Raw genomic sequence first — 23,530 nt, forward strand, 5'->3', positions numbered from 1 at the left:
GAAACGGAACATAGAGTGAACTTCCGGTCATAGGGAGGGTCGAGAATGAAGGGGATCATGCGAGGCGGCATCGCCGTGCTGGGCGGGGCGATGGCCATGGTGTCGCCGCCAGCGACGGCGCAGCAGGTGCAGGCACCGGCGGGCTATGCGCCGCTGACCGCGCCGTGTGTCGTCCAGGGGGACGGGCGCTGCATGGCGATCTCGGGGGATGCGCCGATGCCGGTGGCGTCCAAGGCCGAACGGCTGGTTCTGGCCAGCAACAACGTCGCCGCGGCGCCTGCGGCTGCGCTGGGCGGCCTCTATATCCTCAACCAGACGTGCAGCGGTTATGGCAGTGTCGTCCTGCGCTATCTGGCGGCAGACGGCAGCACGATGCTGCCGCTGGTCAGCCGCTCGGCGGGGGACGCGGGGGGCGGAACCAGCCTGTATCTCGGAGCGGGGACGGTGGTCGACGTTCAGCTGTCGGGCACGACCGGCTGCGGCGTTCAGCTCGCACGGGTGCCCGCATGATGCGGCGGCTGTTCCTCGCCTGTTTGGCGGCAGCAGTCTTGCCGCCGGCCGCCTCGCCCGCGACCGGGCAGGCGCTGACCGGTGGCCCGGGCGTGTCGCCCGCCACCGTCCTGCCCAGCCCGGATTGGGCGCAGCAGCCCGCCGATGGCGACAAGGCACCGCTGGTCGGCGGGCGGATCCACGAGCGCTATCGGATCGCTACGCCGATGGCGGTGCTGGCGTCGCTGGACCAGACGACGCGGCTGATCTCCGCCCCGCCCGAGGCGAGCGATGTGGTGAGCGACCCGCTTTATGGCGATACGCGGCTGACGCTGAGCATGGCGTCGACCAATGCGCGGCAGCTGCGTCCGCTGGCGGCGATGGCGACGCCGGTCAATGCGACGGGGCAGCTGATCCGCTTCTGGACGAAGCCGATCGCCAATGTCGAACCCAGGCTGGGCGCGTACAAGATTCGCCTCTATTCCGAAGGCTCGCCCGGGTCGCCCGGCGGCAATTACCTGGAGTTCAATGCCGCCGCGCTGATCCGAGAGGGGCAGAAGGGCGGCGAGCAGCGCTGGGGCAGCTTCACCGTGCCGGTCAGCGCCTTCACGGCGGTCGGCTCCGGGGCCAATGTCGCAGCGGTCAGCTGGGCGCTGGTCGAGGTGCAGGCCAACAGCGCCTCGCCGATGACGATCGCGGTCGGCAATGTCGAAATCGTCGCCAACGCCCTGACCAAGGCGAAGATGATCATCGGCTTCGACGATCAGTTCCCCGCCACCATCGCCTATGCCTCGCGCGCGATGGCACGCTATGGTTTTCGCGGCGTGCTGTATCTGTCGCCGGCCATCGATACCGGCAAGGCGGGCAAGCTGGCATCCGCCACGATCAAAAACCTGCACGACAATCTGGGGTGGCAGATCGCCAGCCAGGCCTGGTCGACCGAAGCGGCGACGGGGGCGGGCGGCATCGACATGATGACCGCCGATCAGCGTACCGCAGAAATGGCCAAGCTGCGCAACTGGCAGAATGCGCTGGGGGTGACCGGCGGCGGGCATGGCAGCTATTTCAGCAATGTGGGGGTCGGCGACATGATCGCATACCCCATGTTCCGCCAGCATTTCCGGTCGATGCGCGCTTATTATTTCGGTGAGTTCGCGCAAGTCGAGACCTATCCCTGGGGCGACCCGATGCGCATCCGCGCGATGGGGGCGGGGGAGTTCCAATGGGGTAACAATCCCTCCATCTATTCGACCTACTGGAAGAACCATGTCGATCGGGCGATTGCGCAAAAGGGTGTGGGATTCCTGGTCTTTCACGACGGCCTGGCGGGATCGATGTCGAACTGGCAACCGGCCTTCGACCAGTTGATGGCCTATCTCGATGCCAATCGAGCGAGTATCGACGTCGTCACGGTCGAGGATCTGGAAAACCCGTAATAGGCGATCCGCGGGTCGGGGGCAAATGAGAAGAAAGGTGGAGGGGATGATTGCAGCGGACAGGAAGGTCAGCCTTGCCGCGTCGCTGCTGACCGCCTTGCTGTTCGGCGAAGTGGCGGCGATCGGCGTCGATGGGCCGCTATTGGCGACGATCGCGGCGATGGCCGAACTGCTTGTCGGTGCAGGCGTCCTGCTGGTGCTCCGCCCGAGCATCACCTTTTGGCGCACCTTTGCCTTGCCGCTGGTGGTGGCGGTCCTGGCCTGGGCCTGGATCGCCAGCCCGACCTGGTTCGCGGTCGATCCCTTCGGGCGGCAGTGGAGCGCCCCCGACATGCTGCCCCAGGCCAGCGCCCGGTTTCTGGGTGGCATCGCGGTGCTGACGTCGGCGGCCGCGATCGGCTGGCGTCGGGGTGGCGTCCGCCTGACGATCGATCGCTGGATGCTCTGGGGACTGATCGATATCGCGCTGGCGCTGGCGCTGCGCCACTATAATTCTGACGCGGTCTGGGGGCTCGACAAGGGCGATCTGCGCGACCGCTTCACGGGCACGTTTCTGAACGCCAATGCGGCGGGCTGTTATTTCGCGGTGCTCGCGGTGCTGGCGCTGGGGCGGGGGCTCGCGCTGGCGTTCGATCGCTCGACCCCCAGCACCTTCTTGATTCAGGTGGCCACACCGATCGCCTTTCTGGGCGGGATCGGCGCGTGTGCGATTACCGGATCGCGCACCGCGCTGCTTGCGCTGGTCATCGCGATCATCCTGATGGGCGCGCAGTTCGGGCCGCAATGGATGCGCCAACAGCGTGGGAATATCCGCGCGCTGGCGATCGGGGCTGGCGCGATCGGCCTGTTGCTGGTGTTCGTCCTGCTCGGCGATGCGACCCTCGAACGGATCAGCCTGTTGGGCGAGGACTGGACCGGGCGGACCGATATGTGGAGCCTTTATGGGCGGCTCGCGGGGCAGGCGCCGCTCGGCTATGGACCCGGCGGTTTCGACGATGCCGCGCTGCACGGCTTCGCCTCCATCCATGAGGCGCATGTCGCCTGGTATGTCCATGCGCCGCACAATATCGTGCTGTCGCTGCTGATGACCGGCGGCTATCCCTATCTGGTGCTCATGGTCGCACTTGCCGGGGCGTTGCTCTTTCCCTTTTTCCGCCGCGCACATCGTCTGCGCGAGCCCGCCGTGGTCGCGGCCGTCGTGGCGCTGGGGCTGATCCTGATCTGCGCCAGCACCGATATCGCGCTCGACATGCCCGCCATCGCGGCGATCGCGGCGATGCTGGCCGGGCTGGTCTGGGGGCGCGCCTCCCGCTTCGTGGCGGGGGCGCTGTCGATTCAGGAGGAAGAGGAGGAGAGGCGGCTTCTCACCAACGGTTCGGCAGGCGAACCGGCAACCAGTCCCAGCGCATAGGCATAGGTCCGGCCCGACGCTTCGGCGAGCCAGGCGGTTTCCGACACCAGCCTGTCCTGGGTCTGCGCATCCAGCCGGGGCCAGACCGCGACGCCGAACCGGATCCGCCACGGTGCGCTGTCTCGTAGAAAGGGCGCAGCGCGGTAGCTGGCGGCCAGTGCGGCGATCGCTTGCGGCGATTCGGGACCATGGTCGAGCAACTCGACATAGGCCCGCGCGACTTCCGCCTCGCCCCAGATGGGCCGTGTGGCCAGTGCCTGGGCGACGTCGCGCCGCGCCTCGACGAGCAGGACGCGGGCATGGGCCGGATCGCTTGACGCTTCGCGGGCGCGCATGACGCCGCGGAGCAATGCCGCGCGGGCGGGCAGGGGCTCGGTCCGCGACGTCGAAGGATCGAGCACGCGCAGATCGTCCGAGGTCGCCAGGCCCGCCGCCTGACGGATCGAGGCGTCGCGCATCCGCACGACGCGGCTCTCGTCGCGTACAACCGAAATGGTGAAGATCAGTGCACCGCCCAGCGCCGCCAACGCCAGCGCGTTGACGGCTCGGGCGGCGGCCGAAGTCCGCTTACTCGGCGCGGTAATAGGCATGATATTTGGACGAGTAATAGAGCGCGCCATACGCTTCCTCGCCCGACTCGACCATCGAGAACAGCGTGCCCGCCACGGGCGCAGCGTCTTGCTGCAAGCCCGCCAGCGCGGCCTTCACCGCGTTGACCGGGGTGTCGCCCCACTTGATGACCATCACCACGGCGTCGGCCAGCGCGGCGATCGTCCGGCTGTCCGCGACGCCGAGCAGCGGCGCCGTGTCGACGACGATGCGGTCATAGCGGGCCGCCATCGCGGTCAACAGGTCGCGCATCCCGTCGCCGCTGAACAGGTCGTCGGCGCGGAAGGCGGTATCGGCGACCGGCAGCAGGTCCAGACCCGGCTGCTTGTCCGCCAGGATCGCCTGGTCGACCGGCAGTTGCTGGGTCAGCACTTCGACCAGCCCGACCAGCGGTTCGATCCCGGCCGATTCGCGCAGGCCCGCACGGCGCAGATCGGTGTCGATCAGCAGCACTCTCTCGCCCGCCAGTGCGCAGATCCGGGCGAGTGCCAGCGCGCTGCTGGTCTTGCCTTCGTCGGGCAGGCTGGAGACCAGCGCGACGATCTTGCCGTTCTTGGGCAGGCCGTGACGCAGCACGCGCAGCGTCTCGGCATAGGAGCTCATCGGCTTTTCGAGCAGCAGCGCGGGCGCGGAGCAGCGTTCGCCCGCTGCGTTACGCAGCTTGCTGGTGGCGATGCGCGGCACACTGGCCAGGACCGGCAGGCCCAGCGCCTCGACGTCGCGGATCGAGTACAGGCCGGTCGCCAGCACCTCACGCGTCACCACGCCCAGACCACCCAGCACCAGCGCGCCGAGGCCAGCGAGCGCCAGCAACAGGCGGCGATTGGGCGAGGTCGGCGCCTCGGGCGGCACCGCGCTTTCGATCACCTGCGCCTGGCTCAGCGAGCTGCGCGACACTTGGCTGACCTGCTGTGCCTGTTCGTTCAGGCTGTTGAGTGCGGCATGGGCAGCGTCCGCCTTGCGCTTGTAGCTTTCGGCGGCACCGGTCGCACGGGTGTCGCGCGACTGTTGCGCGCGCAGACGGCCCATTTCGCCGCGCAGGCTGGCGGCGCGGGCCTCGGCGGCATTGGCCTCGCTCTGCAGGCCGCCGACGATGCGATTGGCCTCGTCCTTGATCTGCGCGTCGAGCGCGGTCAGCTGTTCGTTGACCTTGATGCTTTCCGGGTGGCGGGGGCCGTAACGGGCCAGGACTTCGCCCTGACGCTGGATCAGCTGGGCGCGCTGCCCACGCAGATCGGCGATCACGTTCGAGTTAAGCACCGCCGACACCGCGTCGATCCCGCCCGAGGCGATCTGCGCGCGCGCGACGCGCAGCCGCGCCTGCGCCGCTGCCGCTTCGGATTCCGCGGTGGCGAGCTGGGTGGCGAGCGGGGTGATCTGCTGGCCGGTGACGGTCGCGTCGCCGTCGTTCACGATGCCCGACTGCGCCCGGTATTGCGCGAGCTGCGCGTCGGCTTGCGCCGCCTGCCGGTTCAGCTCGGACAGGCGCTGGTCGAGATAGCTGGTCTCGCGCGAGGCGGTGCCGCTACGCTTGCCGATGCTGTAGGCGATATATTCATTGGCGAAGGCATTGGCGACATCGGCGGCCAAGCGCGGATCGCTCGCCGTGTAACCGACATTGACGATATAGGTCATCTTGTCGCGCGCGGTGTCGAGATGACCGAGCAGGCGATCGGCCAGCTCACCCTCACGCTTATCCCGCTCGGCCGGGGTGGCGTTGGCGGGCAGGGGCTTCACCCCTTTGGTGAAGGCGGCGTTGCTGCCCAGATTCAGCTTGTCGACCACCGCTGCGGCGATGTTGCGCGAGCGCATGACGTTGACTTCGGTGTCGAAGATATTCTGGTCCGGCCGCTCGCCGCTCATCTGCCCCAGCGCGGCGTTGGGCGAGGGATCGATCTTCACCCGCGCCACGGCCTCATATTTCCACGGCATCATCAGGATGAGTGCGGTCGCCACGGTGAAGGTGACGATCGCGATCACCGCGAAGATGCGCCAGCGCCGCCGGAACATGCCGATGGTCGCGCCCCACAGCGCGCGGATCACGCCGGGGCCGGTGGGCGGCGCCAGATCGGCGTTCAGTTCGCCAAGTCGTTCGGTAAGCATGGTCTTGGCGCCTTATGGGTGGATGGAGACGCCCGCGAGCGCTCGAAATTCGGAAAGGGCCGGGCCGTTCAGCCCGACATTGTCGCTGTCGCGCCGCGAATAACCCAGGTCGAGCCGCCCGGTCAGCAAACGGCTGGCCAGATAGGAAGCCCCGCCCCCGACCTGCTTCACCCGCGCCTTGCCGGGAACACCGACAAATTCATTCTCGGCATAGCTGATATTGTAATTGAGCAGCAGGTTGCGCAGCAGTTCATGGTCGAAGCGAAGGCCGGCGCCGGTGTTGAAGAAGCCGCTGCCGCCGAAGGTCGAATCCTGAATGTCGCGGAAGGCGTTGAAGGTGACGGTGGTCAGCGCCGTCGGAAAATATTCCAGCTTCGAATCGAACGACAGGCCGCTGACATTCTGATAGATCGGGGCAGTGAAGCGGCGGTCGATATAGCCGATGCCCACCGAGCCGCGCAGCAAGGCGGTCAGGTCCAGCGACACGCCCGTCAGGACGCGGATTTCGCGCGAATCGCGATTGGCGACGTTGGGCGCGAGCTGCTGGTCATAGCTGGTGCCGGTATAGGTCACCTGGCCGAACAGGCCGGTGTCCGGCGTCAGGCCATATTCCATCTGCACCGCGCCGCGTGCGACTTCGCGGTCGCGATTGTCCTGCGAGATCAGGAAGCCGGTCAGCGTGCGGACGGGCATGAAGTTGTACTTGGCATAGTCCAGGCTGCCGACGACGCGGACGCGCGCGAAACGTGCATCGGCCATGAAGCGGGCCTGGCTCTGCTGATAGGGGGTGACGCTGCGCACATTGACCAGCGCCGCGCCCGAGAATTGCGATTCGAACCGCCGCGCGGTGTCCAGGCCCAGGGTCAGCGCGACGTCGCTGGTCGCATCGAAGCGGCCGAGCGAGCCGATCGACCAGCCATTCTGGTTGCGCGGGGTAGCCTCTGCATAGCGATAGAAATCGCCGCCGCCGGTCAGCTGCAGGCTGTGGCGCGACCAGTCCGACCGGGCGAACAGACGGGGGGCGACGCGCAGGAACGCGTCGTCGGTCTGGTTCGACGTGGTCTGATAGACGTTGTCGGTATAGCCGACCTGGGTGTCCAGCGTCGGCAACAGGGTGAAGCCACCCACCTTATAGCCGACGGGGTTGGTTTCCGGGCGGGCGCGTTCGAGCACGCTTTCGTTGCGGCCCCGATCGAACGCGATCGGTACGACCGTGTCGATCGCGTTGGAAACCTGTGCCTCGGCCGCAGCCGACACCGTCAGGGCGCCGACGGCGACGCCCATCGTCCAGAAGCGTAACATTGAACCCCCCATTGAGTTGGGGCCGGTTCTCATGACCGGCCCTGAGATTTTTTAGTTCTGGGTCGTGTAGTTGACGCCGACACCGCCGCCGCCGATGGCGGGGCCAGCGCCCAGCGTGGCGGCCGTAGTGCCTGCGCCGCCGGTACCGCCGGTCCCCGACAGGCCCCGGCGGGCCGCCGACAGCGCATTGGCCAGCGCGCTCTTCACCTTGCGGCTCTGGTTGCCCGGCTGCTTGGCGAGATAGGTCAGCGCGGCCACATTGACCGCCGCGCTCTGCCCCTGCTGCGAAACGGCGAAGCTGATCGCGGCCTCGACATCCTGCTCGCTGGCCGTGGCGGGCAGCGCGGCGATGGCGGCAGTGATCGCATCCGCGACCTTCTGCACCGCAGCCGGATCGGGTTCGTTTGTGACGGTCGCGGGGGGCGTGGCGGGCGCCTGGTTCTGAGCGGCCGCCAGCGCGGGGGCCGTAATGCCCAGCGCCATGACAGTCACGACGGCCAATGTCTTGTGTGCGATGTTCGACATATGATTTCCCCTGCTGCCCCGTCCCCTGGAGCGATCAAAAATAACGTTCGCCGACGCGTACCGTGTCGCCCGGATAGATGGTGACGCCGGAGTCGAGCTTGTATTCCCGCTCCATCGTCTCGCCGAACCGCTTGATGAAGATCTTCTTCTTGTTCGCGCGGTAGGTGAAGCCTTCGGCGCGCGCGACCGCGTTCAGCGCCGACAGGCCGTTGGAATAGGGATATTCGCCCGGCTTGCTGACTTCGCCCAGGATATAGAAGGGCCGGTAAGTCAGCACGTCCATGCTGACCCGCGGCTGGCGCAGATACCCGTCGGCGAGCTTGGCCTCGATGTCCTGGATCACCTCGCGCGGGGTACGGCCGATTGCCTTGACGTCACCGATCAGCGGCAGCGACAGCGTGCCGGAATCGCTGACCGTGAATTCACCCGAGAGGGTGTCTTCGTTGAACACGATGATGCGGACCTTGTCGGCGACGCCCAGCTTGTAATCGACGAGCGGCGCGGCGGCCGTTGCCGTATTGGTGACGGTCGTCGCGGGCGCGTCTGCCTTCGGTGCCACGCCCTGCTGGGCCGCAACGGGCGCCGCCATAGTCAGCAAGGAAAGACACAACCAAAGATCACGCATACGAATGCCCCCAAAAAACCGGCACGCTCTTTATATGTTGTGCTGCATAAGCTAACAACGATCCGTGAATAGCGGCCGGGCCGCGGCTTTCCGTTGCTACGTCCCGATTTTGGACAAGAAGCGGCGCTTCTTAGGCGATCGGGGACGGTGTTTCCCCAGACAGCAGGCGACTCAATTTGGCCGCCTCGCGCATCTGGTCATGGCGCTCGGCGACCAGTGCGCGGCCGGTGCGTCCCATCGCCGCCAGCGTCTCGCCATCGGCGATCGCGCATTCGCGGATCGCTTGCGCGATCGCTTCGATCGAGCCCGGGGTATAGAGCCAGCCGGTCTCGCCGTTGCGGACCAGGTCGGCCATCGCGGCGACATTGGTGGCCAGCACCGGGCGGCCCAGCGCCAGCGCTTCCATCACGACGATGGGCAGCCCTTCGGCAAAGCTTGCCATCACCATGGCCCGCGCGCGGTCCAGTTCGGCCCGCACCTGGCGCTCGTCGGCCCAGCCGGTGATGGTCACATGCGCGCCCAGATCATGCTGCGCGATCGCCGCCTCGATCTCGGGGCGCATCTCGCCGTCGCCGACCAGGGTCAGTGTCGCGGGTACGCCCTGTCGCCTTGCCAGCGCCAACCCCTCGATCAGCAGCAACTGCCCCTTCTGTCCGCTCAACCGGCCGATGCACACGAAATGCGCCGCCTCGGCGGGTGGGGTCAGCGGCACTTCGAGAAAGTCGGGCAGCAGGCCGCAGCGAACGACCTTGACCTTGTGCCAATCCTCCAGCCGCGCCCAACGATAGAGCTGGCTGGCGCAGAAATCGGTGATCGCGACGACATGGGCGGCGCGCGTGATCTTCAGCTGCAGCTTCGTCGACAGCGGCCGGTCGAATTCGTCCGGGCCATGAACAGTGAAGCTGTAGGTGATACCCGCCATGGTCGCACCCAGCATGGCGATCTCGGCAGCATTGGTGCCGAAATGGGCATGGAGATGCCGCACGCCCGCCGCCATCATCTCCTGGGCAAGGCGCGCGCCCTCCAGGAAGCTGACCATGTGGAGGGGGATGGAACGATCCGTGTTGCGGCACATCGCCAGGGTCAGTCGCAATGCGGCGAACCAGCGGGCGGGATGGCGGATAAGCATCGCGATCCCGGCGATCAGCAGCGGGGCGATCCCGCCGCGCAGCAGGAAGCGGGTCCGGTCGCGCTCGGCCAGGTCGACCGGATCGACCAGTTCGGCGTCCCAGCCGCGCAGCGCCCAGCGGTGGACCGTCATGCCCTGCGCTTCCAACGCCAGGATTTCACGCCGCACGAAGCTGTGGCTGACCTTCGGATATTGGTTGATGAAATAGCCGATGGCCATGGGCGTGTCCGATGCGTGAAAGGCGTAAGCGGCCTTTGGAAAGCGGACCCGACGGATGCAACGTGGCATATTGCGCTAACGTATCAATACGGGGCATTCACAATAACGGACGAGGGCGGCAGCGCTTTCACGACCCGCGACATGAACTTATACGGCATGTCATTCGGGCGGGGGGACGATGATCGCATGTATCGCAACGACGTTTCGACGCCTCGTCAGCCAGTTCGTGATTGATGGATAGGGCCGCCACCCCTTTGTCGGGAGGAAATCCCGACATGTCGTCTGGTCATCATCATCTGGCGCGGCTGGATGGTTGCCGGGCTATTGCGATCCTGACGGTGATGATGGGGCATATGCTTCCTGTGGGGCGGGCGGAATGGGGGGGCAATGTCGCTATTTCCGCAATCGGCATGGCGGTCTTCTTCGCGCTCTCCGGCTTTCTGATCGTCAGTCTGTTGCTGCGGGACGATGCGGTTGTTCCGTTCATCATCAAGCGCCTGTTCCGCATCGTGCCGCTCGCCTGGCTGTACACGCTGGTCGTGATCGCCGGCCAGGGCGCGTCCTGGGATGTGATCGGGGCCAATCTTCTGTTCTTTGCCAATGCCCAGAAGGCATGGCTGGCCTATGCACCGCATTTCTGGAGCCTGTCGGTCGAAGTGCAATTCTATGGTTTCGTCGCTTTGCTGGTGGCGATCGGCGGACGCCGCGCGCTGTGGCTCCTGCCGCCGCTGGCGACAGCGGTCACCGCATGGCGGATCGGCGATCATGCGACGTTCGGCAGCCATACCTTCGACCGGGTGGACGAGATCATGGCCGGCGGAACGCTCGCGCTGCTGGTTGCGAAGCGGTGGCAGCCGCCTCTCTGGGCGCGGAGCCCGGCCATCGTGCTTGTCCTTTTCCTGGTCCTGTTCTTCGGCATGTTGAAGCCCGTCGTCGCAGCGTTCCCCGTGATCGCCTATGCACGGCCCTATCTTGCCGCGTCGCTGGTGGGGTTGAGCCTGACCATGCATGACGGTGCGCTGGCGCGGATGCTGGGCGGGCGGGTTCTGGGCTATGTCGCGCGGATTTCCTACGCGTTGTACGTCCTGCATCCGCTGACCTATTCGGGGTGGATGGGCAGCGGGAACACGGCGGTCCGCTATACGAAGCGGATTTTCAGTGTCCTTCTCGCTTTTGCGGGGGCGCATGTGTCGACATTCTATTTCGAACAGCCCTTGACCCGGCTGGGACGGCGGATCGCGGATCGTTGGTCGCGGCCTGCCCAAGGCACGTCGCACAAGATCGCGGAGGCGGCATGAGCCATATGGGAGCATGGGCGCATATCCGGGAAGATCGGACGCTCTATCGTGAGGGCTGGCTGGCGCAGGGGCTCTGGGCGCTGGCCATTCATCGTCTGTCTGCGGGCCGGTTTGCGCGGCGGCGTGGCGTGGTGCGCAGCCTGTGGGGGGTGGCGGCCAAGCTGGCGGGAAAATGGGCCGAGTTCGCATGTGGCATTTCGTTGCCCGAGACCGCGACAATCGGGCGGCGGCTGCGCATCGAGCATTTCGGCGGCATCGTCGTCCATGGATCGACCGTGATCGGCGATGACTGCGTGCTGCGACAGAATGTGACGCTGGGCAATCGCAGCGAGGCGCGCCCGCTCGAAGCGCCGATCCTGGGCAATAGGGTTCAGATCGGCGCAGGCGCGGTGGTGCTGGGCGCGGTGCGGATCGGCGATGGCGCGATCATCGGTGCCAATGCCGTGGTGCTGAGCGACGTGCCAGCCGGAGCGATCGCGGTCGGCAATCCGGCCAGGATCATCGAGCGCGCATCGGTATGATCGTCCCCCGGCGGGGGCGGATCACGGCCGTGATGCATTGGTCGATAAGCCAGTAGGGCAGACTGACGGCGTCAGGGCAAGCGCGATGCGTCGACCGCGATGATGGCTCATGCCACGCCGATCGGCATCGCGGCAAAATGTCCGGGAAATCCACCATGACCGGGCAATCCGCCTTTGTGGCGAGTGCTGCAGACCCCCCTACGAAAAATGTCGGTCCCTATTTCGCCATTGTCATTCCTTCCGCCGCGCCGCCCCCGGCGTCTCTCCTTTCACCATGAGATGACGCCGCTTCATGTCGCCCGTCCGCCGGTGGGCCGGACTCCCGCGCGAGTGGCGGAGAAAAACAGGGGGAGGTCATGCGCGATCGCCGACCGATCAGGCGATCATCGACGGTTCGGCTGTCGATCGGTTCAGCTTGGCGTAGGGTAGTGCGAACTAAAGCGCTGGTCCGACGACGACAGGCCGACGAACAGGGGCTATCATATCCGCATGACCATATTGTCTTTCTCCGTTTCCCACTCCTCGATTGCCCGGCTGCTCGGTACGCTGGCGGCGGGGTCGATGATTGCGACGCCGCTGATGGCGCAGGTTGCGCCGCCGCCGGTGATGGTGCCCGCCGCTCCCGCGCAGACCCAGGTGCCGCCGTCCGCGGTCGTCCAGCCCTTGCCCCCAGCCGCGCCGGCCGTTTCGATGCCGACGCTGTCCGACACGCAGGCGCGTCAACTGGCGACCTTGATCGCGCAAGGCGAGGTCGCGCAGGGGCTGCGGCAGGGGCCGCCGCGCGACCTGTCCGCCCTTTCGCCCACCGCGCTGACTCGCGTGGCGCTGGATTACGCCCATGCAGTGCATGCCGGGCGACTCGACCCGGCCGATTTCACCAAGGACTGGGGCATCCGTCCGCAACCCTATGATCCGTTGCCGGGCTTTGCGGAGGCGGTGCGGCGCGATCGGCTGGCGGCATGGATCGCCTCGCTGCCCCCGCCCTATGCGGGCTATGACGCGCTCGTGAAGGGGCTTGCTCGTTATCGTGCGATGGCGGCGGCCGGGGGCTGGTCGTCCCTGCCCGGTACGACGATCAATTTCGGAACGAGCGGGCCGCAGGTGCTCGCGCTGCGCAAGCGGCTGGCGATCGAGGACCCGGCGGTCGGTGCGACCGGCGAGAAGTTCGACGATGATCTGCTGGCGGCGGTCCGGCGGGCGCAGCGTCGCTATGGCCTGAACCCGGTCGGCACCGTCGGCAGCCAGACCATCGCCGTGCTCAACGTGCCGGTGGCACAGCGCATTCGCCAGATCATGGCGAATATGGAGCGTTGGCGCTGGCTGCCGCAGCAGCTGGAGGCCAAGCGCGTCCAGGTGAACATCGCCGCCGCCGTGCTGACCGTGTTCGACGGCGACAATCCGGTCATGTCGATGAAGGCGGTCACGGGGCGTCCGGGTAACGAGACGCCGATGCTGGTGTCGACGATCCGCAGCATCGTGCTCAACCCGCCCTGGAACGTGCCCAGCTCGATCGCGAACAAGGAGCTGTGGCCCAAGGAGCGTGCCAATCCCGGCTATCTGAAGCGGGCGGGCTTCCGGGTGATCGACAATGGCGACGGCTCCAAGCGGTTGCAGCAATCGTCGGAAAAGAGTGCGCTGGGCCGGTACAAGTTCGACTTCCCCAACGACTTCGCCGTCTATCTGCACGACACGCCCGCCCAGTCGGGCTTTTCCAAGTTCGACCGGCTGGCCAGCCATGGCTGTGTCCGACTGGAAAAGCCCGCCGATCTGGCCTCGTTGATGCTGAAGACCACGCCCGAATGGCAGCAGCCGCAGATCGATGCGGTCATCGCCTCGGGCAAGACGGTGCGCGCGACCATGGCGGAGCCGGTGGCAGTCTATCTGCTCTATTGGACGGCCTTCGCCAATGCCGATGGGCAGGTGGGATTCCGCGAGGATCCCTATAGCTGGGATTCGCAACTCGCGGCCAAGATCGAGGCCCGCTCGGCCGAGCGCGCCCAGGCGACCAAGGACTAAAGGGGATATAGGATGAAGATTGCCACCAAGAGCGCCATGGCGCTGTTCGCGGCCGGGCTGTTGCTGGCGGGCTGTTCGCGCTCGTCGGAGGACCCGCCCGTGCCGGTCGAGAATGACACGGCCGTAGTCGAGGACAACATGACCGTGCCGGACGAGACTCCGGTCATGACCAACGATGCGGAGGTCGTCGCGCCGGTCAACATGGCCGCCGACACGATACCGCCGCCCCCGCCCGAGCGGACGGTCGACCAGCAGATGCTGGACGATGCCTCGGCCACCGGCATGACCTCGCGCGTCCAGCGCACGCCGAGCGGCGATGCGCCTGCGGAGGGTATCGAGCCCAAGGACGGACAGTAACATACGATCCTCCCCGGCACGGGGAGGTGGCAGGCCGCAGGGCTGACGGAGGGGGGCTTCCTCAAGGGACGTCCCTTGCGGCGATCCCCCTCCACCATCCTTCGGATGGTCCCCCTCCCCGTACCGGGGAGGATTTACTGTTCGATCTCGCGGATCAGCGCGGCACGCTGCGCCTCGGTCGGTCGCCATAGGCCCGCCATCGAACCCTGCGCCCCGAACAACGCATCGACCACGGACGCCGCATCGCCGTCGGCCCAAAGCCCGGCCAGTTCCGCCCGACGCGGATCGGGCGAGGCGTCATTGCCCGTGCGGATGAACCGCAGCCACGCCGCCAGCGCGGTCAGCGTCGCAGGCGCGTCCCCGCCATGCGCCGCCAGCGAGGACAGCCAGCGCGGGCCGACCTTTTGCGATCCGTCGCTGGCGATCTGTGACAGGCGATGTTCCAGCGTCGTGTTGGCAAAGCGCGCAAGCAGCGCATCGGCATAGGGCTCCAGCGCTTGCCCCTCGGCGGCGGTGAAGCTGGTCGCCGCCTCGGCGCGCATCAACCGTTCGACCACGGGGCGGATCTGGGGATCGGCGACCGCCTGGTGAACGAATATGTGGCCACGCTCCAGACCCAGATAGGCGAGCGCCGAATGCGCGCCGTTCAGCATCCGCAGCTTGGCGGTTTCATAAGGCGCCACATCGGCGACGAACTGCGCACCACCCGCTTCCCAGCGGGGCCGGTCCCCGGCGAAATCATCCTCGATCACCCATTGGCGGTAGGGTTCGGTGATGACGGCGGCCTCGTCGCGTAGGCCCAGCGCCGCGCCGACGCGGTCGCGGTCGGCATCGGTCACGGCGGGGACGATCCGGTCGACCATCGTATTGGGGCAGCGCCATTCCCGTTCGAACCAGTCGCGATCGGCGGTTTGCCCCTGATGGCCGAGAAAGGCGGCCAGCGCGGCGCGCAGCACCCGTCCATTGTCGGGCAGATTGTCGCAACTGACCAATGTCAGCGGATCCCGTCCGCTGGTGCGCCGCGCGACCACCGCCTGCGCCAGATAATGATAGATGCTGTTGCCGTCCGCGACGATGCCCGCCAGATCGGTCGCGCCATCGGGCCGCCGCCAATAACCCTTTTCGGTGACGGTCAGCGTCACGACGCGTGTGTCGGGCGCGGCGAGCAGGGCGGCCAGACGCGCGGGCGCCTGGGCCGCTACGGTGGTCTCTTGGATCGCGCCGATCAGCCGGACGGCCTCCCCGTCGCTCGATCGTTCGGTGACGGTGTAGAGCCCATCCTGCGACGCCATCTGGTCATGCACGCCCGCCGAGCGCAGCGAAGCCGCCGCGATCGCCCAGTCGCGGTCGCCCGCCGCCATGGCGTCGTCGGTATAGACCGCCTGATGCGCACGGTGGAACGCGCCGAGCCCAATATGAACGATGCCGATCCGCTGAGCCGCCCGGTCATAGCCGGGGCGTGCCACGCTATCGGGCAGAGTCGTGGCGGTCGCTTCGCTCAGCCGGGTCACAGCCGGTACGCCGTACGGACCAGCCCGTTGGTCAGGGCATGGGCCAGTTCGACCGCCTCATCCTCCTCAATTCGGTGCTCGGCGACGAGGCGCGCGAGGAAGCCGCAATCGATCCGCCGCGCCACGTCATGCCGCGCCGGTATCGACAGGAAGGCGCGGGTGTCGTCGTTGAAACCCACCGTGTTGTAGAAGCCCGCCGTCTCGGTCGTCATCTCGCGGAAGCGGCGCATCCCCTCCGGGCTGTCATGGAACCACCAGGCGGGGCCGAGCTTCAGGCACGGGTAATGCCCGGCCAGCGGGGCCAGCTCGCGCGCATAGACGCTTTCGTCCAGCGTAAAGAGGATGATGGTCAGGTCGCGCTCATTGCCGACGACGTCGAGCATGGGCTTGAGCGCATGGACGTAATCGGTGCGCATCGGCATGTCCGCGCCCTTGTCGCGACCATGGCTGGCGAACAGGCCCGCATTATGGTTGCGGAACGATCCGGGGTGGATTTGCATCGTCATGCCGTCCGCGACGCTCATCTTCGCCATCTCGGTCAGCATCTGCGCGCGGAACAGCTCGGCATCGGCGGGCGTCCAGCGGCCGCCGACGATGCGCGCGAACAGCGTCTCGCATTCGGCCGTGGAAAGGTTCGCAGTCGCCGCGGTGGGGTGGCCATGATCGGTCGCGGTCGCGCCCAGCGCTCGGAAGGCGGCACGGCGCTTGGCATGGGCGGCGAGATAGCCCGACCAGCTATAGACGTCCTCGCCGGTCAGCTCGGCGAAGCGCTGCATCGCGCCCGCGAACTGCTCATGCTCGACATCGATGACGCTGTCGGGGCGATAGGTGGTGATGACCCGGCCCGACCACCCTGAGTCGCGGATCGCCTGGTGATGAATCAATGGATCGTCGGCGCCTTCGGTCGTGGCCAGACACTCGATCCGGAACCGCTCGAACAGCGCACGCGGGCGGAAGGCGGGGGTGGCGAGCGCCTCGCCGATCGCGTCGAAATAGCGGTCGGCGGTCGCTTCCTCTAGCGCGACGTCGAAGCCGAACACCTCGGCGAAGACATGGTCGAGCCACATGCGCGACGGCGTGCCCCGGAACAGGTGATAGTTCGCCGCGAACAGCTTCCACGCCTCGCGCGGATCGGTCGCGGGGCGACCGCCGCGATGCGGGATGCCCAGATCGTCGAGCGCTATGCCCTGGCTGTAGAGCATGCGGAAGACATAATGGTCGGGCGCGAGCAGCAGGTCGCTGGCGTCGCGCCACGGCTCGTCGGTAGCGAACCAGCGTGGATCGGTGTGACCATGCGGGCTGATGATCGGCAGGTCGGCGATCTCGGCATAAAGCGTCCGCGCGATGCCCCGCGTCGTCGGGTCGGCGGGCAACAGCCGGTCGGGGTGCAGCTCCAGCTTGCCGGTCATGCGATCATCTCCAGCGCGGCTTCGGTCCTGGCCGCGTTCAGCCCCAGCATATGTACGATTCCCTGCTCCAGCCCGCGCAGCTCGGCTAGCCCGCGCATCCGTCCGAGCAACGAATAGCCGGGATTGGAGATGCGGTGCAGGTCGTCCATCATCCGATGGCCATGATCGGGACGCATTACGATCGCACGGCCCTGCGCGTGGGAGATTTCGACGACTGCCTGCAGGACTTCGGTCATGCGGGCATTGCCGCCCAGATGCTCGGCCTCATGGAAATTGCGCTCGCCTGCTTCCCAGCCGACCGAGCGGAGATGGAGGAAGTCGATCCGGTCGGCAAAGCGCCGGACCATGGCGGGCAGGTCGTTGTCCGGCCGCGCGCCGAACGAGCCGGTGCAGAAGCACAGTCCGTTCGCCATCGACGGTACGGCGGCATAGAGATGATCGAGGTCGTCGGCCGTGCTGACCACACGGGGCAGGCCGAAAATGGGGAAGGGCGGGTCGTCGGGATGGACGACGAGCGTAATGCCGACTTCCTCGGCGATCGGGCAGACCGCACGCAGGAAGGCGATATGGTTGGCGCGCAATGCCTCGGCGTCGATCCCGGCATAGCTGTCGATCGCGCGCAGAAAGGCGGGGGAGTCGAAGCTTTCTTCGCTGCCGGGAAGTCCTGCGATGATCGTGCGTTCGAGCTTGTAGCGTTCCTCCGGCGTCATCGCGGCGAAGCGCTCGGCGGCGGCGGCGCGAACGGCCTCCGAATAATCCGCCTCGGCGCCCGGACGGCGCAGGATATGGATGTCATAGGCCGCTACCGCCGCCCATTCGAAACGCAGCGCGGTTGCACCGTCGGGCAACTCCCAGTCCAGGTCGGTGCGCGTCCAGTCGAGCAGTGGCATGAAATTATAGGTCACGGTCCGCACGCCCTCGGCCGCCAGGTTGCGCAGACTGTCGCCATAAGCCTGAACGAGTTCGTCGGTCAGCTCGCCCCGCTTGATCGCATCGTGCACCGGCAGGCTTTCCACCGTCGACCAGCCGAGCCCGGCCGCCTCGATCATCGCGCGCCGCTCGGCGATCGCCTCGCGCGGCCACACCACGCCGTTGGGAATTTCATGGAGCGCGGTGACGACCTCGGTGGCGCCCGCTTGACGGATATGGGACAAGTCGATCGGGTCGGCGGGTCCGAACCACCGCATAGACTGGATCATCAACACGTCCGCTACCCTCGTCCCATATCGCGTTTTCGCTAGGGTTAGCGGTAGCATTCGACATTCGGATTGACCAGTTACAAATTTTGGCCTTGCCACTATGTCGGCGTGGCGGGGTAGGGCAGGAGATAGGTGGAATGCAGATCGTCGTCGTCGGTGAAGGGATGATCGAATTGTCGCGGGCCGAAGGTGGTCTTTGGCGGCTGGGTCATGGCGGCGACACGCTCAACACCGCGATCCATCTGGCGCGGATGGACCGTAGCGTCCGCTATGTGACCGCGCTGGGCGACGATCCGTTCAGCGCGACGCTGCTCCAGGACTGGGCGGCGGAGGGGATCGATACCAGTCTGACCTTGCGCGATCCGACCCGGATGCCCGGTCTGTACGCGATCACGACCGACGAGGCGGGCGAACGCAGCTTCTCCTATTGGCGCGGACAGAGCGCCGCGCGGCGCACTTTGTCCCTGCCGGGCAGCGAGGCGGTGATGGCCGAGGCCGAACAGGCCGATCTTCTGCTCTTCTCGCTCATCACCCTGGCGATCCTGGACGAGCCGAGCCGCGAGCATCTGTTTGATCTGGCGCAACGGGTCCGCGCGCGGGGCGGCCGGGTCGCGTTCGACGGCAATTACCGCCCCCGCCTGTTCGCTGCCCAAGACGAGGCGCGCGCGCTATGCCGCCGGGCGATCAGCACCTGCGACATCGGTCTGCCGACGCTGGAGGACGAGGCGATGCTGGTCGGCGCGGTCTCGGCCGAGGAGGTGCGCGATCACTGGCTGGCACTGGGCGCGGGCGAGGTCGTGGTGAAGCTGGGCGCCGATGGCTGTCTGGTCACGGGTGTCGGTATCGTTCCCCCGCCGGAGCGCCTGAGCCCTCGCGATACCAGCGGGGCGGGGGATGCGTTCAACGCGGGCTATCTGGGTGCGCGGCTGGATGGTTTGTCGCCGGCGGACGCGGCGGTGCGCGGGCATAGACTGGCCGGGTGGACGGTGATGCGTTCAGGGGCGATCCCGGCGCGGGATGATGATTTGCCGCGTTGAGGAGCGTTTTGGACTGACCAAAATTAAAGGGTCGGTCATGGCATGACCCAATTAGCCCCTCCCCTTCAGGGGAGGGGTTGGGGAGGGGCCTCACCACCAAGCGATCCGCTCGCGGAAGCGCCCCACCCCCGGCCCCTCCCCTGAAGGGGAGGGGAGTGATTTGCACATATCCCACCCCCAAACCCACCGCCGTTCGCACTGAGCGAAGCCGAAGTGCACGGCATTCGCTCGCGGCGAGGTAACGGCGTGGCTTTCGGCTTTGCTCAGGCTGAACGGCAGTAGAGGCGTCCTCGGCACCACATACGAAAAAGAGGCCGGAACCTCGGTCCCGACCCCCAATCCTGTCAGCCTGATAGCTGGCGGCGATTACGCGCCCGGGATTTCCGAGACGTTCACCTTGATGCCGCGGCCCATCGTCGACGAGACGGCGACCTTGCGGACATACTTGCCCTTCGCGCCCGACGGCTTGGCCTTGATCAGAGCGTCGACCAGCGCGTCGAAGTTGGCGCGCAGGTCTTCCGCCGGGAACGACGCCTTGCCGATGCCCGAATGGATGATGCCGGCCTTTTCGACGCGGTACTCGACCTGACCGCCCTTGGCCGCCTTGACGGCTTCGGCGACGTTCATGGTGACGGTGCCCAGCTTCGGGTTCGGCATCAGGCCCTTGGGGCCGAGAACCTTACCGAGGCGACCGACGACGCCCATCATGTCCGGGGTCGCGATGCAGCGATCGAAATCGATGGTGCCGCCCTGGATGGTTTCCATCAGGTCCTCGGCACCCACGACATCGGCGCCAGCGGCGCGCGCTTCGTCGGCCTTCGCGCCCTTGGCGAACACGCCGACGCGAACGGTCTTGCCGGTGCCCTTGGGCAGGGTGACGACGCCGCGGACCATCTGGTCGGCGTGGCGCGGGTCAACGCCCAGGTTCACGGCGACTTCGATCGTCTCGTCGAACTTCGAGGTCGCATGGGTGCGCGCCAGCGAGATCGCTTCGTCGATGCCGTGCAGCTTCTCGGCGTCGATCTGGACGGCCTTCTGCTTCTTGGTCAGCTTCGCCATGATCTTAGCCCTCCACCACTTCGAGGCCCATCGCGCGGGCGGAGCCTTCGATGATCTTGGTCGCAGCCTCGATATCGTTGGCGTTCAGGTCCTTCATCTTGACCTGGGCGATTTCCGCGAGCTTCGAGCGCGCGATCTTGCCCGCCGACACCTTGCCCGGCTCCTTCGAGCCCGACTTCAGATTGGCCGCCTTCTTGATGAGGTAGGTCGCAGGCGCGGTCTTCGTCTCGAACGAGAACGAACGATCGGCATAGACGGTGATGACGGTGGGCAGCGGGGTGCCCTTCTCGACTTCGCCGGTCTGCGCGTTGAACGCCTTGCAGAATTCCATGATGTTCACACCGCGCTGACCCAGCGCCGGGCCGATCGGCGGCGAGGGGTTGGCGGCGCCTGCAGGGACCTGCAGCTTGATATAGCCGGTAATCTTCTTTGCCATGTCACTCTCTTTTCGAGTCTAGCGGTCGTGACGGGCGCGTGGCGTACGCCAGCGCACCCTCCCGCAAGGGTTCCGTCGCATGATGCTTGGGAAGCGTGCGCCGTTACCCGAAAATGGGGGGAATGGCAAGGAGTGGATTGCGCTTGTCAGGGCCGATCCGGCCATGTCACCTTGCGTTCATGATGGACGACTCGGTCGAGGGAGCGACCGGTTCCGCCATCGCTCGAACGGGGGTTCGATACATGCGACGGGGATGGGGCGCGCTGGCCTTTGCGGCGGCGTTGACGATGACTGCGACACCGCTGACGGCGCAGGAAAAGACTGGCAACAAACCCGGTTTCACGCTGGCGCCCGGCACTGTGACCATCGTCCTGATGCGGCCCGAAATCGCGGTCGGCGCGCAGTCGACCGGTGGGGCATACGAACCCAATGCCGACTGGACCGACCAGGCGCGCGAGAATCTGGGCAAGGCGCTGGCCGAGGCGCAAGGGCAGCTGGGCAACCGGGTCGTCACCTATGTCGAGCCGGTCGGGCAGGGCGCGGCCGTGGCGCATGAATATCGTGCGCTGTTCACCGCGCTGGCCGATTCGGTCCAGACCTATCAGTTCTTCCCCGGCAATCGCCTGCCCACCAAGAAGCGCGACGACAGTTTCCTGTGGTCGATCGGGTCCGAGGTGGCCAGCCTGCCGGGCGTGCAGGGCGCGGACTATGCGCTTTTCGTGACGACCGAGGATCATTACGGCTCGACCGGGCGCAAGCTGCTTCAGGTATTCGCGGCCGCCGCAGTCGGCGTCGGCGTCAGCGCGGGCGTGCACAAGGGCTATGCCGGGCTGATCGACCTGAAGACCGGCGACCTGGTGTGGTTGAACGCCGACCTGGCCATGGGAGGCGATGTCCGCACGCCCGAGGGTGCGGCCAAGCGCGTGGCGCAGCTGCTGGAGGGGTTTCCGGGCAAGCCGGTCGAAGCGCCGGTGACGTCCGCCGCCACCAAGACCGCCGCACGCTAAAAGGAGGGGCGGCATGGCCGGATGGATGATCGCCGCCGCGCTCGCGGGCGCGGCTTTGGGCGCGGGCGCGTCCGACAGGCTGGCGCCGCTGCCGCCTTATGGCACGGCCTATACGCCGACGACCGTCGACGAGCGCGGCCTGTGGCAACAGGCGGATGAGGCGGAGCGCGACCTGCGCGACTCGCCCGCCGTGATCCGCGACGCGGCGTTGAACGCCTATATAGGCAAGGTCCTCTGCCGGTCGGTCGGCGAAGGGCGCTGCCGCGGCGTGCGAGTCTATGTGGTGCGCGCGCCCTATTTCAACGCGTTCATGGCGCCCAACGGCATGATGATCGTGTGGACCGGCGCGCTGCTCCGATTGCGCGACGAGGCGGAACTCGCGTCAGTGCTCGGCCATGAGTTCGGGCATTTCGAGATGCGCCACGAGCTGAAGACGTTTCGCCGGGGACGGACGATCGGCGACATCATCGCCTGGACGGGCGTGATCTCGCCCTACAGCACCTTGCCGGTCAGTCTGATCCAGCTTCACTTCTCCTATAGCCGCGCGCAGGAGACCGAGGCCGATCTCATGGGCCTGCGCTATCTGACGGCAGCCGGCTATCGCCCGCTGGCCGCGTCGCGCATCTGGGAGCGGCTGATGGCGGAGGAGGATGCGACCGCGCTGGGCCGCAAACGACGCGTCACCCATCACTATTCCGCAGGCTTCTTCGCCGACCATCCGACCGAACTCGCCCGTGCGACCTATCTGCGCGAAACGGCAGGCACGGATGGCGAGCGCGGTGACGAGGCGCGCGAGGCGTTCCTGACGGCGATGCGGCCGTGGCGCGCGACCTTTCTGGCCGACCAGATCAAGCGCAACGATTTCGGCGGATCGGAATATCTGCTCGGCGAACTGGCGACCGGGCACTGGACGTCCGACCTGCTGCTGACGCGCGGCGAGCTTTATCGCGAACGCGGCAATCCGCGTGACCTGGTGAGCGCGGCGCAATTCTATCAGCAAGCCATCGATGCGGGCTGCACCGATCCGATCGCCTGGCGCGGGCTGGGCCTGTCGTTGCTGCGCGGTCAGCAGGCGGCGGCGGGGCGTGCCGCGCTGAAAACCTATCTGGAAAAGGCCCCGGCGGCGAGCGACCGGGCGGCCATGGCAATGTTGATCGGGGAAGGGGGCGTGCAATGAACAAGTTTGGGAACAAGTTTGGGAACAAGTTTGGGATCGTGGCGATCGGACTGGGGCTGATCGCGGCACCGGTGGCGGCGGGCAATCGCCTGATCGTTCCGGGGCAGCCGGTGGCGGTCGCCAAGTCGATGCTGACGGTCACGCCGGCGGTGGAGTGGAACAAGCTGGGTGCGCGACCGGGCCGCAATTCGGAGACATGGACCTTCGATGGCGACGCGCTGAACGACCTGACCTTCTATGGCGGGATCGAGCCCGAACGCACGTTGTTCCGCGAGGTCAGCAAGCGCAACAAGCCGCTGCCCCGGGTCAAGGCGACGATGCTGGTGACCGACATTCCGACGCTGGTCGAGAACAGCTATCGCATCGCGCTCGACACACCGCTTTTCACCGTCGAGGGGATGGAGCCGATGGCTTTTGCGGGCAAGCCGGGCATCCGCTTCACCTATAGTTTCACCCGCCCCAACGAGGATCTGCCGCGCAAGGGCGAGGGGCGCGGGGCGATGATTGACGGCAAACTGTACCTCATCACCTTCGAGGCGCCGCGCTTGCACTATTTCGACGCCGGGGTCGCGTCGTTCCGACAGGTGGCGGACAGCGCGAAATTGTGACGGAGCGCCTCTCCCTCCTCCCGACCCTTCTCGCCCGCGGGGCGGGG

22 protein-coding genes are annotated in these 23,530 nt (G+C 66.7%); 11 read left to right on the plus strand and 11 right to left on the minus strand.

Annotated elements, in window-relative coordinates; translation table 11 throughout:
* Nucleotides 1–45: 45 nt before the first annotated feature.
* From GGR45_RS01070 to GGR45_RS01080, 3 genes are read left to right on the plus strand one after another with little or no spacing between them, the layout of a single operon-like run.
* On the plus strand, nt 46–510 hold the full coding sequence (locus GGR45_RS01070) for a hypothetical protein (protein ID WP_175313532.1): 465 nt from the start codon (nt 46–48) through the stop codon (nt 508–510).
* On the plus strand, nt 507–1,925 hold the full coding sequence (locus GGR45_RS01075; protein WP_246357975.1) for a polysaccharide deacetylase family protein: 1,419 nt from the start codon (nt 507–509) through the stop codon (nt 1,923–1,925). The genes GGR45_RS01070 and GGR45_RS01075 overlap by 4 nt, the downstream gene beginning before the upstream one ends.
* A gap of 46 nt (nt 1,926–1,971) precedes the next feature.
* A complete protein-coding gene (locus GGR45_RS01080) occupies nt 1,972–3,336 on the plus strand; it encodes an O-antigen ligase family protein (RefSeq protein ID WP_183988936.1) in 1,365 nt (454 codons plus the stop codon).
* On the opposite strand, the gene GGR45_RS01085 is transcribed toward GGR45_RS01080, so the two are convergent.
* The 6 genes from GGR45_RS01085 to GGR45_RS01110 all read right to left on the minus strand — a co-directional run bounded on the left by GGR45_RS01085 (nt 3,261) and on the right by GGR45_RS01110 (nt 9,848).
* Nucleotides 3,261–3,926, minus strand: a complete 666-nt coding sequence (locus tag GGR45_RS01085; protein WP_175313536.1) for a hypothetical protein — start codon at nt 3,924–3,926, stop codon at nt 3,261–3,263. The two genes, GGR45_RS01080 and GGR45_RS01085, sit on opposite strands and share 76 nt — an antisense overlap.
* Nucleotides 3,904–6,048, minus strand: a complete 2,145-nt coding sequence (locus GGR45_RS01090) for a GumC family protein (protein ID WP_175313537.1) — start codon at nt 6,046–6,048, stop codon at nt 3,904–3,906. The genes GGR45_RS01085 and GGR45_RS01090 overlap by 23 nt, the downstream gene beginning before the upstream one ends.
* Nucleotides 6,049–6,060: 12 nt before the next feature.
* On the minus strand, nt 6,061–7,350 hold the full coding sequence (locus tag GGR45_RS01095) for an outer membrane beta-barrel protein (protein ID WP_175313539.1): 1,290 nt from the start codon (nt 7,348–7,350) through the stop codon (nt 6,061–6,063).
* Nucleotides 7,351–7,401: 51 nt separating this feature from the next.
* Nucleotides 7,402–7,875 carry a hypothetical protein gene (locus tag GGR45_RS01100; RefSeq protein ID WP_175313541.1) on the minus strand — a complete coding sequence of 158 codons (474 nt, stop codon included), beginning with the start codon at nt 7,873–7,875 and terminating at the stop codon, nt 7,402–7,404.
* 34 nt (nt 7,876–7,909) lie between these two features.
* A complete protein-coding gene (locus tag GGR45_RS01105) occupies nt 7,910–8,464 on the minus strand; it encodes a polysaccharide biosynthesis/export family protein (protein ID WP_246357976.1) in 555 nt (184 codons plus the stop codon).
* A gap of 166 nt (nt 8,465–8,630) precedes the next feature.
* Complete coding sequence (locus tag GGR45_RS01110) at nt 8,631–9,848, minus strand: glycosyltransferase family 4 protein (RefSeq protein ID WP_175313545.1); 1,218 nt, start codon at nt 9,846–9,848, stop codon at nt 8,631–8,633.
* Nucleotides 9,849–10,123: 275 nt separating this feature from the next.
* Here GGR45_RS01110 and GGR45_RS01115 point away from each other — a divergent pair, with 275 nt between their 5' ends.
* The 4 genes from GGR45_RS01115 to GGR45_RS01130 all read left to right on the plus strand — a co-directional run bounded on the left by GGR45_RS01115 (nt 10,124) and on the right by GGR45_RS01130 (nt 14,040).
* Nucleotides 10,124–11,146 (plus strand): acyltransferase family protein, encoded by a 1,023-nt coding sequence (locus GGR45_RS01115; RefSeq protein WP_246357977.1) that lies wholly within the window; start codon nt 10,124–10,126, stop codon nt 11,144–11,146.
* Nucleotides 11,143–11,667, plus strand: a complete 525-nt coding sequence (locus GGR45_RS01120; protein ID WP_175313549.1) for a serine O-acetyltransferase — start codon at nt 11,143–11,145, stop codon at nt 11,665–11,667. Before GGR45_RS01115 ends, GGR45_RS01120 begins: the two co-directional genes overlap by 4 nt.
* 489 nt (nt 11,668–12,156) lie before the next feature.
* Entirely contained in the window at nt 12,157–13,683 is a 1,527-nt protein-coding gene (locus GGR45_RS01125; RefSeq protein WP_175313551.1) for a L,D-transpeptidase family protein, read from the plus strand.
* Nucleotides 13,684–13,695: 12 nt separating this feature from the next.
* The gene (locus GGR45_RS01130) at nt 13,696–14,040 is read left to right on the plus strand and encodes a hypothetical protein (protein ID WP_246357978.1); all 345 of its coding nucleotides are present in this window, start codon (nt 13,696–13,698) and stop codon (nt 14,038–14,040) included.
* A 134-nt stretch (nt 14,041–14,174) separates the two neighbouring features.
* Here GGR45_RS01130 and GGR45_RS01135 read toward each other — a convergent pair whose 3' ends face one another.
* The 3 genes from GGR45_RS01135 to uxuA are packed head-to-tail and all read right to left on the minus strand — an operon-like array spanning nt 14,175 to nt 18,159.
* A complete protein-coding gene (locus tag GGR45_RS01135; protein ID WP_285138708.1) occupies nt 14,175–15,551 on the minus strand; it encodes a mannitol dehydrogenase family protein in 1,377 nt (458 codons plus the stop codon).
* Nucleotides 15,548–16,960, minus strand: coding sequence for a glucuronate isomerase (gene uxaC, locus GGR45_RS01140; protein ID WP_175313553.1), 1,413 nt, complete (start codon nt 16,958–16,960; stop codon nt 15,548–15,550). Before uxaC ends, GGR45_RS01135 begins: the two co-directional genes overlap by 4 nt.
* Entirely contained in the window at nt 16,957–18,159 is a 1,203-nt protein-coding gene (uxuA, locus tag GGR45_RS01145) for a mannonate dehydratase (RefSeq protein WP_246357979.1), read from the minus strand. Before uxuA ends, uxaC begins: the two co-directional genes overlap by 4 nt.
* 137 nt (nt 18,160–18,296) lie before the next feature.
* Here uxuA and GGR45_RS01150 point away from each other — a divergent pair, with 137 nt between their 5' ends.
* The gene (locus tag GGR45_RS01150; RefSeq protein WP_175313555.1) at nt 18,297–19,196 is read left to right on the plus strand and encodes a sugar kinase; all 900 of its coding nucleotides are present in this window, start codon (nt 18,297–18,299) and stop codon (nt 19,194–19,196) included.
* A gap of 366 nt (nt 19,197–19,562) precedes the next feature.
* Here GGR45_RS01150 and rplA read toward each other — a convergent pair whose 3' ends face one another.
* Nucleotides 19,563–20,255, minus strand: coding sequence for a 50S ribosomal protein L1 (gene rplA / locus GGR45_RS01155; RefSeq protein WP_175313557.1), 693 nt, complete (start codon nt 20,253–20,255; stop codon nt 19,563–19,565).
* Nucleotides 20,256–20,259: 4 nt separating this feature from the next.
* Nucleotides 20,260–20,691 carry a 50S ribosomal protein L11 gene (gene rplK / locus GGR45_RS01160; RefSeq protein WP_007407063.1) on the minus strand — a complete coding sequence of 144 codons (432 nt, stop codon included), beginning with the start codon at nt 20,689–20,691 and terminating at the stop codon, nt 20,260–20,262.
* A 242-nt stretch (nt 20,692–20,933) separates the two neighbouring features.
* Between rplK and GGR45_RS01165 the strand changes: the two genes are divergently transcribed.
* Genes GGR45_RS01165 through GGR45_RS01175 form a run of 3 tightly spaced genes read left to right on the plus strand, consistent with a single transcriptional unit; the run spans nt 20,934 to nt 23,483 of the window.
* Nucleotides 20,934–21,698, plus strand: coding sequence for a hypothetical protein (locus GGR45_RS01165; protein WP_246357980.1), 765 nt, complete (start codon nt 20,934–20,936; stop codon nt 21,696–21,698).
* A 13-nt stretch (nt 21,699–21,711) separates the two neighbouring features.
* Nucleotides 21,712–22,875, plus strand: coding sequence for a M48 family metallopeptidase (locus GGR45_RS01170; RefSeq protein WP_246357981.1), 1,164 nt, complete (start codon nt 21,712–21,714; stop codon nt 22,873–22,875).
* Nucleotides 22,872–23,483 (plus strand): hypothetical protein, encoded by a 612-nt coding sequence (locus tag GGR45_RS01175; RefSeq protein WP_246357982.1) that lies wholly within the window; start codon nt 22,872–22,874, stop codon nt 23,481–23,483. Before GGR45_RS01170 ends, GGR45_RS01175 begins: the two co-directional genes overlap by 4 nt.
* Nucleotides 23,484–23,530 lie beyond the last annotated feature (47 nt).

Source organism: Sphingomonas zeae, assembly GCF_014197135.1.
GTDB lineage: Bacteria > Pseudomonadota > Alphaproteobacteria > Sphingomonadales > Sphingomonadaceae > Sphingomonas > Sphingomonas zeae.

Excerpts from the sequence above, each read along its gene's own strand:
- GGR45_RS01070 (WP_175313532.1), top strand. The coding sequence starts at position 46 with ATGAAGGGGATCATGCGAGGCGGCATCGCCGTGCTGGGCGGGGCGATG.
- GGR45_RS01075 (WP_246357975.1), top strand. The coding sequence starts at position 507 with ATGATGCGGCGGCTGTTCCTCGCCTGTTTGGCGGCAGCAGTCTTGCCG.
- GGR45_RS01080 (WP_183988936.1), top strand. The coding sequence starts at position 1,972 with ATGATTGCAGCGGACAGGAAGGTCAGCCTTGCCGCGTCGCTGCTGACC.
- GGR45_RS01085 (WP_175313536.1), bottom strand. The coding sequence starts at position 3,926 with ATGCCTATTACCGCGCCGAGTAAGCGGACTTCGGCCGCCGCCCGAGCC.
- GGR45_RS01090 (WP_175313537.1), bottom strand. The coding sequence starts at position 6,048 with ATGCTTACCGAACGACTTGGCGAACTGAACGCCGATCTGGCGCCGCCC.
- GGR45_RS01095 (WP_175313539.1), bottom strand. The coding sequence starts at position 7,350 with ATGTTACGCTTCTGGACGATGGGCGTCGCCGTCGGCGCCCTGACGGTG.
- GGR45_RS01100 (WP_175313541.1), bottom strand. The coding sequence starts at position 7,875 with ATGTCGAACATCGCACACAAGACATTGGCCGTCGTGACTGTCATGGCG.
- GGR45_RS01105 (WP_246357976.1), bottom strand. The coding sequence starts at position 8,464 with ATGGCGGCGCCCGTTGCGGCCCAGCAGGGCGTGGCACCGAAGGCAGAC.
- GGR45_RS01110 (WP_175313545.1), bottom strand. The coding sequence starts at position 9,848 with ATGGCCATCGGCTATTTCATCAACCAATATCCGAAGGTCAGCCACAGC.
- GGR45_RS01115 (WP_246357977.1), top strand. The coding sequence starts at position 10,124 with ATGTCGTCTGGTCATCATCATCTGGCGCGGCTGGATGGTTGCCGGGCT.
- GGR45_RS01120 (WP_175313549.1), top strand. The coding sequence starts at position 11,143 with ATGAGCCATATGGGAGCATGGGCGCATATCCGGGAAGATCGGACGCTC.
- GGR45_RS01125 (WP_175313551.1), top strand. The coding sequence starts at position 12,157 with ATGACCATATTGTCTTTCTCCGTTTCCCACTCCTCGATTGCCCGGCTG.
- GGR45_RS01130 (WP_246357978.1), top strand. The coding sequence starts at position 13,696 with ATGAAGATTGCCACCAAGAGCGCCATGGCGCTGTTCGCGGCCGGGCTG.
- uxaC (WP_175313553.1), bottom strand. The coding sequence starts at position 16,960 with ATGACCGGCAAGCTGGAGCTGCACCCCGACCGGCTGTTGCCCGCCGAC.
- uxuA (WP_246357979.1), bottom strand. The coding sequence starts at position 18,159 with ATGATCCAGTCTATGCGGTGGTTCGGACCCGCCGACCCGATCGACTTG.
- GGR45_RS01150 (WP_175313555.1), top strand. The coding sequence starts at position 18,297 with ATGCAGATCGTCGTCGTCGGTGAAGGGATGATCGAATTGTCGCGGGCC.
- rplA (WP_175313557.1), bottom strand. The coding sequence starts at position 20,255 with ATGGCGAAGCTGACCAAGAAGCAGAAGGCCGTCCAGATCGACGCCGAG.
- rplK (WP_007407063.1), bottom strand. The coding sequence starts at position 20,691 with ATGGCAAAGAAGATTACCGGCTATATCAAGCTGCAGGTCCCTGCAGGC.
- GGR45_RS01165 (WP_246357980.1), top strand. The coding sequence starts at position 20,934 with ATGCGACGGGGATGGGGCGCGCTGGCCTTTGCGGCGGCGTTGACGATG.
- GGR45_RS01170 (WP_246357981.1), top strand. The coding sequence starts at position 21,712 with ATGGCCGGATGGATGATCGCCGCCGCGCTCGCGGGCGCGGCTTTGGGC.
- GGR45_RS01175 (WP_246357982.1), top strand. The coding sequence starts at position 22,872 with ATGAACAAGTTTGGGAACAAGTTTGGGAACAAGTTTGGGATCGTGGCG.